This window comes from Natrinema sp. SYSU A 869 (assembly GCF_019879105.1).
Taxonomy (GTDB): Archaea; Halobacteriota; Halobacteria; order Halobacteriales; family Natrialbaceae; genus Natrinema.
Genome location: NZ_CP082249.1, coordinates 861,422 through 878,069 on the forward strand (window position 1 = coordinate 861,422; position 16,648 = coordinate 878,069).

Sequence of the window (16,648 nt, forward strand, 5' to 3'; positions counted from 1 at the left end):
CGGACTACGCGAGCAATTCGTCTTCTTCCTCGTCGGGATCGCGGACGCGCTCGACGACATCGTTGATGAGGATGACGTCGCCGACGGCGCGAACCCACCGGTAGGGAACGATGATGCCCTGTCCGCTGCGGGCTTCCTCAGCGAATAGTTCGGCGTTTAAGTTCGCCAACGCCAGTCCAGTGACGGATTCGCCGTTGACGTTCAGTCGGAGATCCTCGACTTCGCCGACGAAGACGCCGTTATTCGAGTACACCTCGCGGCCGACGAGAGACGTAATTTCCTGGGGAATGTCGTCCATAACTGGCCTCATGCGTGGCGGACTCTTAACTTTTGGTCAGACGCGATAGTCACCGGACCGGATACGACGCGTCCGATTCGCTCGAGCGCGGGCCCGGGCCGGGGCGGTTCCCAACCGATCGACACTCGAGTCCTACCCCAAGATCGAGTCAACGGCCGCGTGATCGGACAACAGCTGTTCTATCCGGTCGACGGTCTTGGCATCTCGAGTGCGCCCGCTGCGGACGATATCCTCCGCGCGCTCGACGGTGGTGAGCGTGTCCGTCTGGACCAACAGGATCGGGACGCCCGTCTCACTGGCTTGGCCGAGGATCGCCCCCGAAGGACGGTGGCCGCCGGTGAGGATGAGACAGCGAATGCCAGGGGCCTCGAGCGCGGCAGTGTGGATCTCGGCCCGGTCGCCGCCGGTGATGACGGCGGCGTCTTTCGTCCGCCGGAAGTGTCGCAGGGCGCTATCGGGCCCCATCGCGCCGACGGTAAAGCGTTCGACGTAGCTATCTCGACCGTCCTCGACGAGCATCGACGCGCCGAGTTCGTCGGCGAGTTCGGCGACTGTCACGCCCGAGAGTTCCCGCTCGCTAGGGAGGACGCCGTGGACCGAAATCCCACGTCCCTCGAGGAACGGGACCACGTCTGTCTCGAGTTGGTCGTAGGCCGCGTCGGGAACGTTGTTGAAGACGACGCCAGCCAGTCGATCGCCGAACGTCTCGGCGGCGGCGAGAACGTCGTCGATGTCAGCGGGGACCTCGTACGGCGCGACCAGCAGGACGCGCGCGTCGAGCAGTTCCGCGATGTCGGCGTCCGCGAGTTCCACGATCCCGCCGACATCATACCGGCCGCCGCCCTCGACGAACATCCGGTCGTGGTCGGCGGCGAGCGTCTCGAACGCCTCTTGGACGCGCTCGCGGAGTTCGTCGGGCTCCTCGCGGCCGCGGATCGCCTGCTCGATAAACGTGGGCGAGTAGACGACCGGCTCGAGGTCGTGCATTTCGGCCTCGAGCTCGAGCAGTTCGCGGGCGAGCAGCGGGTCCTCATCGAGGGTTTTCCCGACGTTGCTCTGCAGCCGGGTTCCCTTCGGCTTCATGTAGCCGACGCTGTCGCCCTCAGCCGCTGCGAGTCGGGCGAGCGCCAACGTGATTGCCGTCTTGCCGGTGCTCTCCTCAAGCGAGCTGACGAGCAGCGTGTCGGTGTCACCACCGGATGCAGTGGGGTCGGTGTCGGTCTCGGGTTCGGTGTCCGCCGGTTCGTGTTCTGGATCGGTGTCGGTCATTGTTCCTCCGTGTCGAGTTCGTCCGTATCGACGGTGAGTCGCAGGTCGATCGCCTGTACGCCATCGGGGCCCGCCACGAGCGGGTTGATATCGAGTTCGAGGATCGACGGGAAGTCAGCCACCAGCTGCGAGAGCCGCTGAATCGTCTCGACGACGCCGTCGACGTCCGCGGGTTCGCGGCCGCGAGCACCGCGCAACAGCGGCGCAGCTTGAATTTCGTCGACCATCTCGCGGGCCTCTTCCTCGCCGATCGGGGCCACGCGAACCGACGTGTCCTCGAGGATTTCGACGAAGATGCCGCCGAGCCCGAACAACAGCAGCGGGCCGAACTGCGGGTCGCGGTTCATCCCGACGATGGTCTCGGTCGAGGCCTCGAGGTCGAGCATTGCCTGGACCTGGACGCCGATGATCGTTGCGTCGGGCTGGTAGTTGCGGGCCCGGGAGATGATGTCCTCGTAGGCATCGTAGACGTCCTCGTCAGCCACACCGACTTTGACGCCGCCGATGTCCGACTTGTGGGAAATGTCGGGGCTGACGATCTTCAGGACGACGTTACCCTCGATCTCCCCGGCGACCTCGCGAGCGCGGTCGGGATCGTCGACGATCTCCCCCTGTGGGGTCGGGATGCCGTAGGCCTCGAGCAGTTCCATCGACTCGACGCCGAGTCGGTTGTCGTTCCGCTGTCGGGCCCGCTCGAGCACCTCACGAGCGCGCTCGCGGTCGACGTCGAACGTCTCGGGTTCTTCGACCGTCCGCTCGCTGATATCCCGATAGCGAGCGAGCGCGTCGAGTCCCGACACCGCCCGCGAGGGGTCGAAGTAGTTCGGGATGCCGGACGCCCGCAGCGTCTCTTCGGCGTTGCGGGCCCGCTTGCCCCCCATCAGGCAAGTGACGACCGGCGTGTCGTGGGCCTCGAGCTTCTCGATCACCGTCTCGGCGAGGTCGTCGTAGGACAGCACCGCGGTCGGCGCGGCGACGACGACCGCGCTGCCGACATTGGGATCCTCGAGCGCGATCTCCAAGGCCTCGCCGAAGCGCTCGACGTCGGCGTCGCCGATCGCGTCGATCGGGTTGTAGATGTTGGCCTCGTCGGGCATCGCCTCGCCGAGTCGGTCGATCGTCTCGTCGGTGAAGTCGGCCATCTCGAGGGTCGAATCGCCGACCGCGTCGGTCGTGAGTACGCCAGGGCCGCCCGCATTGGTGACGACGGCGACGCCGTCCGATTCGGGCTGGGGCAGTCCCGCCAACGCCCGCGCGTAGTCGAACAGTTCCTGGACCGAGCGGGCGCGGAGCACGCCGGCCTGCTCGAGGCCCGCTTCGTAGGCCTGTTCACTACCAGCGATCGCACCGGTGTGCGAGGAGGCCGCTTGCGCGCCGGCATCCGTTCGACCGGACTTGACGAGTACGATCGGGGTGTCCGTCGTCACCTCGCGAGCGGCCTCGATGAATCCCTGCCCGTCGTCGATATCCTCGAGGTAACCGATGATGACGTCGGTATCAGGGTTGTCGCCCCACTCGCGGACGAAGTCCGTCTCGTCTAAGACCGTCTTGTTACCCAGCGAAACGACGTCCTGAAAGCCGATCCCCTGCTCGTTTGCCCAGTCGAGGACGGCAGTGATGAACGCGCCCGACTGGCTCATGAAGGAGATCGAGCCCTCGAGGGCGTCTTCGGGGCCGAACGTGGCGTTCATGCCTTCGGGTGTCGACATGATCCCGAGGCTGTTCGGGCCGACGACGTTGAGGTCGTTCTCGTCGGCGATCTCGCGCAGTCGTCGTTCGCGCTTGGCACCCTCACCGCCTGTTTCGGAGAATCCGGCGGTGATGATGACGACGTTTTCGGTGCCCGCGTCGGCGAGTTCGCGGATCGATTCGAGCACGATATCGGGCGGGACGACGACGACCGCCAGATCGATCGGCGGCGCTCGCTGCGCGTCCTGGTAACACTCGAGCCCGAGCACCTCGTCGCGCGAGGGGTTGATCGGCACGACCTCGCCGGCGAACCCGTCCCGCAGGTTCTCGAGGATCGCCCGGCCGACTGCGCCCTCGCGGTCGGTCGCGCCGACCACGGCGACGGTCTCGGGATCGAAGAGTGCGGATAACCGTCCCATCGCTCTGGGGTTGGCTGAGTAGGCTGTTAAGGATATGGCATGTTTCCGCCGCCGGGAAAACCGAGTCGGCGTTCATGTGACGACCCTCGGTTCACGGGCGGGTATCGGTAGACCGAGAGCGCTATGCTCGAGCCCCATTGGCTGCTGTGGTCGATACCGTTATTATGCGACCATCTGAAAACGAACCGATGTCCCGTCTGTCCCGCCCTCATCCTCGACCCATCGCTGCGACGACTGCACTGCTGGGCGTGATCAGTCTATTGACTGCAGTGCTGTACTTCATTACGATCCCGGAAAACCCGCCCGGGAGCGGGTTCGCAGCCGGCCTCACCGGCCTCTTCGTGATGTTGTGCATACTCGTCGGTACCCTTGCGCTCATAGAGGCGGGGCTGCTGTTCCTCGTCACTCGACACTGGGTCCCGGCGGAACGGCCGCGACGGTTACTCGTGACCGGGGCCGTAGCCGGTAGTCTCTCCGTTATCTTGCTGGTCATCCCCATGCTGGTCGCATGGGTGTTCGAGGGTCTCGTTCCCAGTTTCGTCGCGTACGGGACCGGTATCGGGCTCGTTCTCGTCCCAATCGGGATCGTTTGTTCCGGACTCGGCGCAATCCTCCAGCTCGTCGACGAGGTGCGCACCGACCCTCGTGCATGATGAACGGTTAGTGCGTCGAAATGGCGGCCGCCGACCGGCTCGAGGCGAGGATCGCGAGCAGGTAACAGGCGATGGCGACGACGACGATCGAGCCGCCGGTGGGCAGCCCCTGCGAGATCGAGAACGCGAAGCCGCCGATGACCGACACCTGCCCGAAGAGGATCGAGAGCAAGAGTGTCTCCCGGAAGCTGTGGGCGATCTGGGTGGCGGCCGCGACGGGGACGACGAGCATCGCGGCGACAAGAATGACGCCGAGGATTTGCATCGCGCCGACGACGACGATCGCCGTCATCACGATCAGCAGGGTGTTGTACCAGGTCACGTTGAGCCGCGCGACGCGGGCGGCCTGCTCGTCGAAGGTGATGAAGAGCAGTTGCTTGTACGTTGCAACGATGACGACGACGACGAGAACGCTGATAACGGCCATCAGTCGCGCTCCCGACGGGGTGACCACGGAGATGCTACCGAAGAGATAGTCCCGGACGTTGATCCCGGTCGTCCGGTCGTAACTGATGAGGAGTGTGCCGACTGCGAAGCTGCCGGTCAGCATGATCGCGATCGGCACGTCGCCGTAGGTGTCGGTTCGCTCGATCAGCCACTGAACGCCGAGTGCGCCGAGAACACCCACGACCAGCGCGACGAGCATTAACGAACCGTTCCAGCCCGTTATCGAATTCACGAGGAGGCCAACCGCGACCCCGGCGAAGGCCGTGTGGGCCAGCGTCTCGCCGATCAGGGCCATCTCGCGGTGGACGAGATAGGTGCCGACCAGCGGCGCGACGACCCCGATCAGAATCCCCGTCGCGATCGATCGCCACATGAACGGATGGGAGAAGACGTTCGTCCCGAGATAGTAATCGAGCCACCAGCCCGCGATCCGGGCCTGGTCGTATGCGCCGTCTGCGATGGGGTAGGATCGCAACGCATCGACGGCGAGCAGGCAGATCATCGCGACCGCGAGGATAGCAGTCAGTCCGATACCGACAAGCTCGAGCCGCCGTCGGAGGGATCTGGACTGATTCATCAGTGGTGGTGATGGACGACCTGGCCCGTCGCGCCGTAGGCCTCAGTCAAGGCGTCGCTTTCGACGAACGATTCAGTGTCACCGTGGTGGTAGAGTTCCGTGTTGATACAGGCGATTCGATTCGCACGGTCCGTGACGACGCCGATATCGTGTTCGATCAGGATGATCGTGATCCCCGACGCGTTGAGCGACTCGAGCAACTGGTAGAACGCGTCGCGGGACTCGGCGTCGACGCCGACGGTCGGCTCGTCTAACGCCAGCAGGTCTGCCTCGGAGGCCAGTGCGCGTGCGATGTAGGCTCGCTGGCGCTGGCCGCCCGAGAGTTGGTTGACCTGTCGGTCGGCCAGTTCGGTGATACCGACCGTCTCGAGTGCGTCGTCGACGGTCGCGCGGTCCTCGTCGGTCAGCCGTCCGTGGCCCACGTGGGCGAACCGGCCCATGGTGACGGCCTCGCGGACGGTGACCGGCATCGAACCGCCGCGGCTGGTCGCCTGCTGGGAGACGTAGCCGATCCGTTCGCCGTCGTCAAACGCGGAGACCGGCTCGCCGAAGAGTTCGATCGAGCCGCTGTCGGGACTGTGCAGGCCGAGCATGAGATGTAGGAGGGTCGTCTTCCCTGACCCGTTGGGACCGACCAAGCCTAGAAAGTCCCCCTCCTCGACCGTCAGCGAGACGTCCTTGACGGCCGGCTGCTCGCCGTAGGCAAACGTCACATTCTCGAGAGTTACGACGGTCACTGTGCGCCTAGTGCTTCTCTGAACGCGGGGACGTTTATTTCTTCCATTTGTTCACGGTAGCCCCAGCCCTGCTCGTTCCACTTCGCGAGGGTGCCCGAGAGGTGGGTCAACGGCATCGCGTCGGTAGCGTCGCTGCCATCGAGGATGTTTTCGACCAGTTGATACGATCCGTCGGGCGCGTTGAACGGGTCGTAAAGGATCGTCTCGATCCCCTCCTCGTCGACCAAATTGATCGTTTCCGCGATATCACTGTGGCTCGGATCGGCCTGCGCAGAGACGCCTACGGGCGTGTGGATCTCGAACCCGTATCGCTCCTGCAGATAGGTAAACGAGTCGTGGCCGGCGAAGACGGCGATTTGACGATCGGCTGCGTCGATCAGGTCTTCGAACTGCTGGTCGAGCGACTCGAGTTCCGACGTGTACTCGTCGGCGTTGGTCTCGTAGGTCTCGGCGTTGTCCGGGTCGGCGTCGGCGAGCCCCTGTGCGATGGTATCGACGATATCCCGTGCGAGGACGGGATCGAGCCAGACGTGCGGGTCGAACGACGAGGGATCGTGGTCGTGCTCGCCCTCGTGGCCATCCTCGTCGTTGTGATCGTGAGATTCACTGTCGCCGTCGTGGCTGTCGTTTCCGTTCTCATGGCCCCCAGCATCGACCTCGTGATCCCAGCCGAGCAGCTGGTCGTCGAGCCCGCTGAGTCCGTCGATGACGGTGACCGTGTCGTAGTCGGCCTCGAGCGTCGCCGCGATGTCCTGCGCCCACGAGAACTCGGGCGTATCGAAGTAGATGAACGCACCGGAATCCGCGATCTCTCGAGTGAGGTCACCGCTTGGCGACCAGCCGTGTCCAGCTTCACCGGTCCCGACCGGATTCTCGAAGCTGATCGCGTCGCCGCTGACCTGCTCGGTCCAGTCCCAGAGCGTAAAGAAGGCGGCGTAGCCGGTATCGAGGCCCGTGGTCGCACTGCCGACGTCGTCAAGACACCCGGCGATAGTGCCGGCAGTGGCCGCGCCGGCACCCGCCCTCACCAGCGCGCGTCGTGTCAGATTCATAGTCGAGACTGGTCCCACTGAAGTATAAGGGTTATTATCCAGGTGGGAGATATTATTAACAGGCAGGTTCAGTAGTCGGCCATGTTAACAACAACTGGCCATATAGCGAGCTGAGTTATTACCAGTGTCGAGAGGAACGATAGCGATCGCGTCTCGACGGCGAGTGTGCGCCCGCTCGAGGTGCCTACTCGAGGGACACCTTGAGTTCGATCCCGTCGAGCCGGCGGTACGTCGGTTTCCGATCGGGATCGGCGTTGCGAACGATGTCGAACGCGTCGAATCGGACGACGAGCCGTCCCGGCTCGATCGTCGCGCGAAGCACGGGGCCGCAACTCGTCACGACGACGTAGGGCGGCCCTGGGACGGGGCGGGCCTGGAGCTCGTGGCCGGTCGCCTCGACCACGTCGGCAAGCACGTTCGGCAGGAGTTGAAGGATCTCCGCCTCCTCGAGGGCCCGGTTGAGTCCGTCGGCGACCGCGTCGCCGTCGGTCGTTCGGGAGGTATCCCAGGGGTCGGCGATCGCGTCGGCGCAGGCGTCGATCCCGTCGACGATCGACACGTGTTCGGCCTGAATTCGACGCCGAGCGGCCCGGACTGAATGGGACACGGTATTCGGTCGAACGGCGACTCACTAAGATGTCCCGACTCGGTCGTGAGCATGTCACCGAGAGCAACAGTTAGTCACGGTGAATCGCCGACGAAGTGGTGTCGATAGTATAGTTTTACTGTTGCCCTCGTGAATGAGGCAATATGACATACCGAAAGGTCAACTACGAGGATGTCGAGCAGGTCTCGAGCGCGATGCATGTTCTCAGCGATCCCCTCGAGACCGAGCAGGTGGGGGTTACGGTGGCCCGTTGCGACCCCGGCTGGAACAGCAAGCCTCACGATCACACCGACAACGACCACGAGGAGGTGTACGTCCTCATCGAGGGAACGGCGATGGTCGTCGTCGACGACGAACCGATCGCAATGGAGACCGGTGACGCGCTGTGGATCCCGCCCGAATCGACGCGCCAGATCCGCAACGGCGACCACGAGAGCGCGTTCGTCCTCGTGAGCGCGCCGAGTATCGCGGACGAAGACGGCGACGACGAGTGGTCGCTCTCCGGCTTCGCCGGCTAGTCTCGAGTCGCCATCGGGCCGGTTGCGGACCACCAACCGACATTCGGCGGGACGATTTAGTAGCCCGCGTGGTCGTCGGTGGTAGGTGACTCTCGATTTACTCGAAACACCACGCGGTCGTGTCGCTCGTCGTCGCTGGGGTTCTAACCGCTCTATTGCCACCGGTTTCCCTGTTCGGTGACACCATTCCGGCTGCAGTCGTCATCGCTTACGGTACCGCCGTCGGCGTCTTTATCGATCTCGATCACTTTCTCATCGCCCGGTTCAAGACCGGGCGCTGGGACGCTGTCCGATTCTGTCTGTCGAATCCGCGTGCAGCGGTCGCCGATCAGTCAGAGATTTTCGAACCCGGCGACGTCGGCGTCCTCTCGCGGCTGTTGAGCCACGTGGTGATCGGCGGCATCGTCGTTCCAGTGATCGCCGCCGTCAGCGTCCCCCTTGCGATCGTGACCGGAGCCGTCCTCTATGCGCACCTGCTGGCTGATCTCGTCTGGGATATCTACCTGCTCGAGCAGCACGCGGACGTGGCGGTTTCGACGGACGATCTCGTCCAAATGATTCGGTAGCGGGTGGTCGCCGCGATATCCCAGCTACGGGTTGCACTATTTGCCCCCGATTATTTCCACTACGGGAGCATCATGTGGGTATGGAACTACTCGACGAAAGCATCGTCCCGGAGCACGCACGCGACGTCAAGGCTGAGGCCCGCGAGTTCGCACAGGAACACATCCGACCCAACGCACAGGAGTACTTCCAATCGGGCGAGTATCCCGAGGAGATCCTCGAGGCAGGCCGGAAAGCCGATCTCGTCGCACAGGACATCCCGGAGGAGTGGGGCGGTCGGGGACTCGATCTGGCGCAGTTGCTCGCGCTCACGGAGGAGTTCTACCGGGCCGACGCGGGGATCGCGCTGACGCTGCAGTTGGCGAGTTTCGGCTGTGAGATTACCTACGAGCACGGGACGGACGAACAGTGTGAGGAGTACGTTCAGCCGGTCGCAGAGGGCGAGCAGCGCTCCGGGCTCGCAGTCTCCGAACCCGACACGGGCAGCGACCTCGCGGGGATGCAGACCACGGCCGAGAAGGAGGGCGACGAGTACGTCATTAACGGCGAGAAGTACTGGATCGGCAACGGCGTCGAGGCGGACTGGATTACGCTCTACGCGCGTACCGGTGATGACGATGACAGTCGCTACGGTAACCACTCGATGTTCATCGTCCCGACGGATACCGACGGCTACGAGGCCGAGCACATCCCCGAGAAGATGGCGATGCGCGCCTCGAAGCAGGCCCACATCGAGTTCGACGACTGCCGAATCCCAGAGGAGAACCTGATCGGCTCGGAGGGTGACGGCTTCATGCTGCTCGCGGACTTCTTCAATCACGGTCGCGTCGCCGTCGCCGGCCACGGCCTCGGCATCGCCGCGGCCGCCATCGAGGAAGCCTGGGAGTTTACCCACGACCGCGAGGAGTTCGGGCGGACGATCAGCGACTTCCAGTCCGTCCAGCACGGCCTCGCGGACATGCTGGTCGAGTTCGAGAGCGCCCGGACGCTCGTCTGGCGCGCCCGCGAGAAGGTCGCGACCGAGGACAACGCCGGCTACTGGGCCGCGATGGCGAAGACGAAGGCGACGGAAACGGCGGTCGACGTCGCCGAGCAGGGGATGCAGTTCCACGGCGGCCGCTCGATTCTCGACGAGCGTCGGATCGCTCGCGTCTACCGCGACGCACGGATTCCGGTCATCTACGAGGGGGCGAACGAAATTCAGCGCAACCTGATTTACGGTCAGGCACCCTGAGTGGCGGACTAGCCGATAACTCTGCCGATTACAGTTCGAGTCCCTCCCCTCTTCTCCAGGGAATCGCCCCATTCCCGTCTCCGGGAGCCCGCGCCGCGGACTGATTGGTCGAAAGAACAATCCCGTTCGGAATCATGTGTCCTGACGAACCCGCTATCGTCGTGTCAGAGATGTTTCCAGCCAGCATTCCATTGATATGAGCCGGCCACGCGTACTCTGTGTGAGCAGCGATCGCTCGACGCGAGCGTCGATCACACTGTCGCTGACGGACGCACCCGTCGATGTCATCATTGCGCAACGATTCGTCGATGCGGTCGACCGACTCAACCACGAGTCGATCGACGCGGTCGTCATCGATGCGAGAACGATCGCGAACGCCGCGGCGCTCGTTGACACCGTCGACGCAGCGACGCCGACGTTCGTCTACCAGGAAACTGACGGCGATACCGGTGCCGTGCTGACACGGGTCAACACTCGAGCGGCCGACGCCGATTCGACGACGCAACTGGCGAACACGATCACTGAGGGCATCGCGGCCGGGACGGGTGCCGAAATGCCGACCGAAATCGAGGACGACGCCGACGGTAGCGCCACGGCCGATGGGACCGTCGCGGCGGATCGAGAGCTTCCCGACGACCTCGAGCGACTCGTGAGTCGGGTCCGGAGCCGACTGGTCGACGCTACGTCGCCGCTGACCGTCGAACGGGTGCTCCGTGAGGAACTGATGGACGGCGATCGGTTCGCGTTCGTCTGGATCGGCGAGTACGACCGCGGCGAACGAGCGATCATTCCGTGGCTGTCCGATCCCGAGGCCCTGGAGTGGCCGCTCCAGCGACCGTTCGATATCGGCACCGGCGACCAGCCGCTGCTCGAACGCGTCATCCGCACCCGAACCCTCCAGATCCGGCAATATGACGAGACGGACGGTGCTGCCGTCCCGTTCGGAGATCGCGCAGTCGAGCAGGGCGTTCAGTCGGTCGCCGCCGTCCCGCTCGCCGCACACGGTGACATGTACGGCGTCGCCGTCATCTACGCGACGGACCCGCTCTCCGAGCACGAACGGGAGGCGGTTCAGGCGGTCACCGAGGCTGCGTCCCACGTCCTCGAGACGATCGCGATCCGCGGCCGACTCGAACAACAGGAACGAACGCTCCACCGGTATGAGCGACTCGTCGAGACGGCCGGTGACGGAATGTACGTGCTGGACAACGCGGGCCACATCATGACCGTCAACGACGCGATCCTCGAGATGACCGGCTACAGCCGTGAGGGACTGCTCGGCGAGCACGCGTCGATCCTGTTCGATCACGAGGACGTCGAGGCCGGCGAGGCGATCATCCGATCGCTCCTCAAAAGCGGCGGGAGTACCGACACGCTCGAACTGACGGTCGAGACGAAGGCCGGAGAGACGATTTCCTGCGAGGCCCAAATCGCCATCCTCGTCCCCGACGGGGAGTTCCGCGGCTCCGTCGGGGTGCTTCGGGACGTCACCGAACGGAAACGCCAGGAACGGAAACTCCACGAACGCAACGAGCGACTCGACGCCTTCACACGAATCGTCAGCCACGACCTCCGGAACCCGCTCGGCGTCGCACAGGGCTATCTCGAGCTGCTCGAGGAGACCGGCGACCCCACCTACGCCGAGAAGACTCGCAACGGACTCGACCGGATGGAGTCGATCATCGAGGACGTATTGGCCATCGCCCGCGAGGGAGAATGGGCGGCCGACACCGATCCCGTCGACCTCGAATCGATCGCTCGCGAGGCGTGGGATCACGTCTCGACGGCGGAGACGACGCTGTCGGTCACGGAGACGATGACGCTCGCGGCCGACCGCTCGCGACTCTTGCGACTCCTCGAGAACTGTTTCCGCAATAGTATCGAACACGGCGAGACGACCGAGACCGTTCGCGTCAGGCCTCTCGAGAGCGACGAGCGAACTGACGAGACGCAGGGGTTCTTCATCGAGGACGACGGCGAGGGGCTCCCTGCGGAACTCCGAGACGAAATCTTCGATCCGTCCGCGTCCACCTCCACGGAAGGGTTAGGAATCGGCCTCTGGATTGTCAGAGAAGTCGCTACCGGACACGGGTGGTCGGTCGTTGCGACGGAGAGCGATACCGGAGGGGCACGCTTCGAGTTCGAAATCGGCGCTCAGTTCTCGGACTGAAGGTCCTGGAACGCGCCGACGAAGTCGTCGTGGGAGGACATGCCGGAAACCGTCTCATTGACTCGCTGCTCGAGCTCCGCAACCCGGTCGTGGAGCTCCTGGTACTCCTCGTTGTCCGCGAGTTCCCGATCGGCCTTCTCCGACTCCAGTAATGCCTTCTTCGAGACGAGCGCATAGTACTCCTGAATGTCGGATTCGTAGTCCGACCGGTCGGCGACGTCCTCGACCATCTCGACGAGTTCGTCCTTCGAGACCGGTTTGACCAGGTAGTCGTCGAAGCCCATCTCGATGATATCGAAGTCGGGATCGACCGCCGTCACCATGACGACCCGCGTATCGTATCCCTGCTCGCGGATTCGCTCGAGCACTTCATCACCGGAGAGTCCCGGCATCCGTCGGTCTAGCAGAACGACCTCGACGGAGTCTGCCATGCTCTCGAGTGCTTCCTCTCCGTCGTACGCCGTCTCGACGGCCCACCCATCCTGTAGCCACGCGGCGAACAGGTCCGCGAGTCGAGCTTCGTCGTCGACGACGAGCACCTCGGGCCCGTCACTCATTGGGTAACCCCTCCATTCTCTTCATCGATTGCAGCCACGCGTCACCAATGGTACCTCTGGGTGATAAATCTCGCGACCAAATATCATATTTCATGAATGTAAATCGTTCAAACACAGTCAGCAATTCGGTTACATATCGAATTTGATCGCGAGGGATATCAGGTTACTGCAATTATCTCGCGGCGAAGAGTAGCCGGATCGCGCGACCGACGAAGGCAAGTGGAGACGTTTCGACGGACCGGATCGAATCCGAACGCAATTAGTTGGCTCCGACCGTCAGACTCCCCTGCCCAGTCGAGACGATTACGTCCCTTCGAACTCCGGCTCTGTTCCGAAAGACTCGCTCCGCTCGTCGTTCGACGGTCGCCTCACTTCCCTTCGAACTCCGGTTCTTCGTCACCCATGAAGGCCATAATGCCCTCCATTAGATCGTCGGTCGCCATCAGGTGGCCGAAAGCGGAGGCCTCGTACTCGAGGCCGGCCTCCGTGTCGTCGCGACCGGCGAGCATCGCGCGCTTGGTGAACTTCTGAGCGATCGGCGGGCCGCCGGCGAGATCGGTCGCCAACTCGAGCGCGCGGTCCTCGAGTTCGTCGTTGTCGACGAGTTCGTTGACGAAGCCGTAGTCGGCCATCGTCTCGGCGTCGTAGCGCTCGGCGGTGAGGATAATCTCCTTCGCACGGCCCTCGCCGACGATGTGCTTGAGCCGCTGGGTGCCGCCCCAGCCGGGAATGAGTCCGAGATCGAGTTCGGGCTGGCCGAACTCGGAGCGCTCGCTCGCCACGCGCAGGTCGGCACAGGTGGCGAGTTCCATTCCGCCGCCGAGACAGAAGCCGTCGATCCCCGCGACGACGGGCATATCACAGGCCTCGAGTTCACCGAACGTTGACTGTCCCAGTCGCGAGAGTTCCTGTCCCTCGATCGGGTCGGCACCGTCGCCGGCCATGCTCTGGACGTCCGCCCCCGCGGAGAACGCCTTCTCGCCCTCGCCGGTGACGAGGAGCGTGCGAACCTCGTCGTCGGCCTCCAGGTGCTCGATCGCTGCGGACAGTTCCTCAAGCAGCTCGTCACTGATCGTGTTCATCCGGTGTGGCCGGTCGAGGACGATATGGCCGACCATATCGCCGGGGTACTCGATGCGGATCGTCCCGAAGTCTGTCGCGTCCGCGTCCTCCTCTGCCTCGTAGAAACCGCCCGCCTCGGCTCGCTCCGCGAGGTATTCCGCGGGCGCGTACCGCTCGTGGCCGGTCTCCTCGTAGGCCTCCGTGAGCGTCTCGTGGAGCGTCTCGAGGCCATAGTCGTCGACCAGCTTGACGGGGCCGTCGGGAAAGCCGGCCCCGAGCTGGACGGCCTCGTCGATCGACTCCGGCGGGGCGACGTCGCCGCCGATCAGCTTCGCGGCCTCGTTCGCCATCGTCGCGAGGAGTCGTTCCGTGACGAAATCCGACTGCTGATCGGTCGGGATCTGGACGCCCTCGCCGTCCTCGTAATCGTAGAAGCCCTTGCCCGTCTTCTTACCGAACTCCTCGTTTTCGACCTTCTCAGCCAGGAGCGGAGCCGGCTCGTAGGCTTCGCCCAGCACCTCGTGCATGTACTCGAGGACGTGATAACTGACGTCGTTACCGACCTGATCGCCGAGTTCGAAGCTGCCCATCGGTAGGCCCATGTCGTACTTTGTCGTCGAGTCGACCTCGGCGATGGTTGCCTCGTCATTGCTGACGAGCCACGCGGCCTCGTTCATCAGGGGCACGAGGATGCGGTTGACGATGAAGCCGGGCGAGTCCTTGTGGACTCTCACCGGCGTCTTGCCGAGATCCTCGGCGAGTTCCGCCGTCACCTCGAGGGTCTCCTCGGCGCTCTCGGCACCCGAAATCACTTCCACGAGCTGCATCCGCACCGGCGGATTAAAGAAGTGCATCCCGCAGAACTGCTCGGGCCGCTCGGTGAACTCGGCGAGATCCGTGATCGAGAGGCTCGAGGTATTCGTCGCGAAGATTGCGCGGTCGGGCGCGGCCTCCTCGAGTTCGGTATAGACGTCCTTTTTGATTTCCATCTGTTCGGGGACCGCCTCGATGACGAAATCGGTGTCGGCAACGGCCTCCGCCATGTCGACCAGCGGCGTCACTCGCTCGAGGGCGGCGTCGGCCTCTGCCTCGGTGAGCTGATCGTTCTCGGCGAGTTTGCCCAGCGACCACTCGATCTGCTCGTAGCCGTTCTGGACGAACTCCTCTTTGATATCGCGCATGTTCACGTCGTAGCCCGCCATCGCGGCGACCTCTGCGATACCGTGACCCATGTTGCCCGCACCCAGAACTGTGATGGTGTTGATATCCTCTAGGTCCATGGACCAGAATCCCATTCGGACCCGTTTCAACGTTTCCCTCTCCTTTAGTAGAAACTATATTTCTGTTTACTCCCGGTTACAAAGCTCTTTATCACTCGGATAGTATCGATTGTCCATGGAATTCGGACTCAGTGACGAACAGGAGCAGATCCGCGACGAAGTCCGCCGGTTCGCCGAGAACGAGATCGTTCCCAACGCCGAGGAGTACGACACCGAGGAGAAGTTCCCCCACGAAATCGTCGACGAGGCCGCCGAGATGGGCCTGGTCGGCTCCTCGATTCCTATCGAGTACGGCGGTGCCGGCTACTCGACGCTCGAGTCGGCCATCATCGCCGAGGAACTGTTCTCGCACGATCCCGGCATCGCGCTCTCGATCATGGCCTGTTCGTTCGGGACTGAGGCCATCCGCGAGTTCGGGACCGAAGACCAGAAGGAGCGCTACTTAGAGCCCGTCGCGCTGGGCGATAAAATCTCCGGCGCTGCGATTTCGGAGCCGGATACCGGCTCGGACGTCTCCTCGGTCTCGACGCGCGCCGAGAAGGACGGTGACGAGTGGGTAATCAACGGCAACAAGATGTGGATCACCAACGGTACCGTCGGCGACTTCTTCGTCGTCCTCTGTAAGACCGACCCCGACGCCGACAGTCGCTACGGCGGCTTCAGCCAGATTATCGTCGAGTCCGACCGCGACGGCTTCAGTTCCGACAAGATCACCGGCAAGCTCGGCATCCGAGCTTCCGACACTGCCGAACTCATCCTCGACGACGTCCGCGTCCCCAAGGAAAACCTCGTCGGCGACGAGGACGCCGCGTTCCTCCAGCAGATGCAGTTCTTCGACGCCACTCGAACCGGCGTCGCTGCACAGGGACTCGGTATCGCCAAGGGCGCACTCGAGGCCGCCCTCGATTACGCCGAGGACCGCGAGCAGTTCAGCCAGTCCATCTCGGAGTTCCAGGCCATCCAGCACAAGCTCTCGGAGATGGCCACCGAGACCGAGGCCGCGCGCAACCTGACCTACAAGGCTGCCTGGAACGTCGATCAGGGCAACGACATCACGAAACTCGCCTCGATGGCTAAGGAGTACGCCTCCCGCGTCGCCGTCGACGTTGCCAACGAGGCCGTCCAGATCCATGGCGGTGCCGGCTACGTCAACGACTTCCCCGTCGAGCGGTTCTACCGCGACTCGAAGATCACCCAGATCTACGAGGGCACCACCGAGATTCAGAAGAACGTGATTGCCCGAGAACTCCTCGAGGACTAGAACCGAACTTTTGCTCTGCGGGCCGGCTTCGCCGGCCCTCGGCAAAATCCTCAAAAGAACGTTCTACAGGAGCGTTCTTTGGACTGGGCGATTCCGGAGGAATCGCTTGCAGTCGGGCGGCGCTGCCGCCCGACGACCTCGCGGGATCTTCGATCCCGCTTCGCTTCGATGAAAAGTACTTCTCCTTCCTCTCTACTCGTATCCTCGCTCCGAGTCAGTCGTCGGCCCGCTCGCTCGGCCTGCGGCCTCGCTCG

The 16,648-nt window shown here is 63.7% G+C and carries 15 protein-coding genes; 6 read left to right on the forward strand and 9 right to left on the reverse strand.

Features of this window, described 5'->3' with window-relative positions:
- Positions 1-4 precede the first annotated feature (4 nt).
- The 3 genes from K6I40_RS12455 to K6I40_RS12465 form a co-directional block, all read right to left on the reverse strand.
- On the reverse strand, positions 5-298 hold the full coding sequence (locus K6I40_RS12455; protein ID WP_222919338.1) for a PRC-barrel domain-containing protein: 294 nt from the start codon (positions 296-298) through the stop codon (positions 5-7).
- Positions 299-430: 132 nt separating this feature from the next.
- Positions 431-1,567, reverse strand: a complete 1,137-nt coding sequence (locus K6I40_RS12460; protein WP_222919340.1) for a phosphotransacetylase family protein — start codon at positions 1,565-1,567, stop codon at positions 431-433.
- The gene (locus K6I40_RS12465; protein ID WP_222919342.1) at positions 1,564-3,675 is read right to left on the reverse strand and encodes an acetate--CoA ligase; all 2,112 of its coding nucleotides are present in this window, start codon (positions 3,673-3,675) and stop codon (positions 1,564-1,566) included. The genes K6I40_RS12460 and K6I40_RS12465 overlap by 4 nt, the downstream gene beginning before the upstream one ends.
- Positions 3,676-3,863: 188 nt before the next feature.
- On the opposite strand from K6I40_RS12465, the gene K6I40_RS12470 reads away from it, so the two are divergent.
- On the forward strand, positions 3,864-4,328 hold the full coding sequence (locus K6I40_RS12470) for a hypothetical protein (protein WP_255682008.1): 465 nt from the start codon (positions 3,864-3,866) through the stop codon (positions 4,326-4,328).
- Positions 4,329-4,335: 7 nt separating this feature from the next.
- Here the strand turns inward: K6I40_RS12470 and K6I40_RS12475 are convergent, their stop codons facing one another.
- From K6I40_RS12475 to K6I40_RS12490, 4 genes are all read right to left on the reverse strand, one after another.
- Positions 4,336-5,352, reverse strand: coding sequence for a metal ABC transporter permease (locus tag K6I40_RS12475; protein WP_222919344.1), 1,017 nt, complete (start codon positions 5,350-5,352; stop codon positions 4,336-4,338).
- Positions 5,352-6,089: a metal ABC transporter ATP-binding protein gene (locus K6I40_RS12480; protein WP_222919347.1), complete on the reverse strand. Its 738-nt coding sequence runs from the start codon at positions 6,087-6,089 to the stop codon at positions 5,352-5,354. Before K6I40_RS12480 ends, K6I40_RS12475 begins: the two co-directional genes overlap by 1 nt.
- Positions 6,086-7,141, reverse strand: coding sequence for a metal ABC transporter substrate-binding protein (locus tag K6I40_RS12485; RefSeq protein ID WP_222919350.1), 1,056 nt, complete (start codon positions 7,139-7,141; stop codon positions 6,086-6,088). Before K6I40_RS12485 ends, K6I40_RS12480 begins: the two co-directional genes overlap by 4 nt.
- Before the next feature lie 184 nt (positions 7,142-7,325).
- Entirely contained in the window at positions 7,326-7,748 is a 423-nt protein-coding gene (locus K6I40_RS12490) for a hypothetical protein (RefSeq protein ID WP_222919353.1), read from the reverse strand.
- Positions 7,749-7,891: 143 nt separating this feature from the next.
- On the opposite strand from K6I40_RS12490, the gene K6I40_RS12495 reads away from it, so the two are divergent.
- From K6I40_RS12495 to K6I40_RS12510, 4 genes are all read left to right on the forward strand, one after another.
- On the forward strand, positions 7,892-8,266 hold the full coding sequence (locus K6I40_RS12495) for a cupin domain-containing protein (protein ID WP_222919356.1): 375 nt from the start codon (positions 7,892-7,894) through the stop codon (positions 8,264-8,266).
- 170 nt (positions 8,267-8,436) lie between these two features.
- The gene (locus K6I40_RS12500) at positions 8,437-8,832 is read left to right on the forward strand and encodes a hypothetical protein (RefSeq protein ID WP_222920359.1); all 396 of its coding nucleotides are present in this window, start codon (positions 8,437-8,439) and stop codon (positions 8,830-8,832) included.
- 80 nt (positions 8,833-8,912) lie between these two features.
- Positions 8,913-10,064, forward strand: coding sequence for an acyl-CoA dehydrogenase (locus tag K6I40_RS12505; protein ID WP_222919359.1), 1,152 nt, complete (start codon positions 8,913-8,915; stop codon positions 10,062-10,064).
- A 196-nt stretch (positions 10,065-10,260) separates the two neighbouring features.
- A complete protein-coding gene (locus K6I40_RS12510) occupies positions 10,261-12,234 on the forward strand; it encodes a PAS domain S-box protein (RefSeq protein ID WP_222919362.1) in 1,974 nt (657 codons plus the stop codon).
- Here the strand turns inward: K6I40_RS12510 and K6I40_RS12515 are convergent.
- Positions 12,219-12,791, reverse strand: coding sequence for a HalX domain-containing protein (locus K6I40_RS12515; RefSeq protein WP_222919365.1), 573 nt, complete (start codon positions 12,789-12,791; stop codon positions 12,219-12,221). The genes K6I40_RS12510 and K6I40_RS12515 overlap by 16 nt on opposite strands.
- A 368-nt stretch (positions 12,792-13,159) precedes the next feature.
- The gene (locus K6I40_RS12520; protein ID WP_222919369.1) at positions 13,160-15,133 is read right to left on the reverse strand and encodes a 3-hydroxyacyl-CoA dehydrogenase/enoyl-CoA hydratase family protein; all 1,974 of its coding nucleotides are present in this window, start codon (positions 15,131-15,133) and stop codon (positions 13,160-13,162) included.
- A 115-nt stretch (positions 15,134-15,248) separates the two neighbouring features.
- Here K6I40_RS12520 and K6I40_RS12525 point away from each other — a divergent pair, with 115 nt between their 5' ends.
- Positions 15,249-16,394 (forward strand): acyl-CoA dehydrogenase family protein, encoded by a 1,146-nt coding sequence (locus K6I40_RS12525; protein ID WP_222919371.1) that lies wholly within the window; start codon positions 15,249-15,251, stop codon positions 16,392-16,394.
- Positions 16,395-16,648 lie beyond the last annotated feature (254 nt).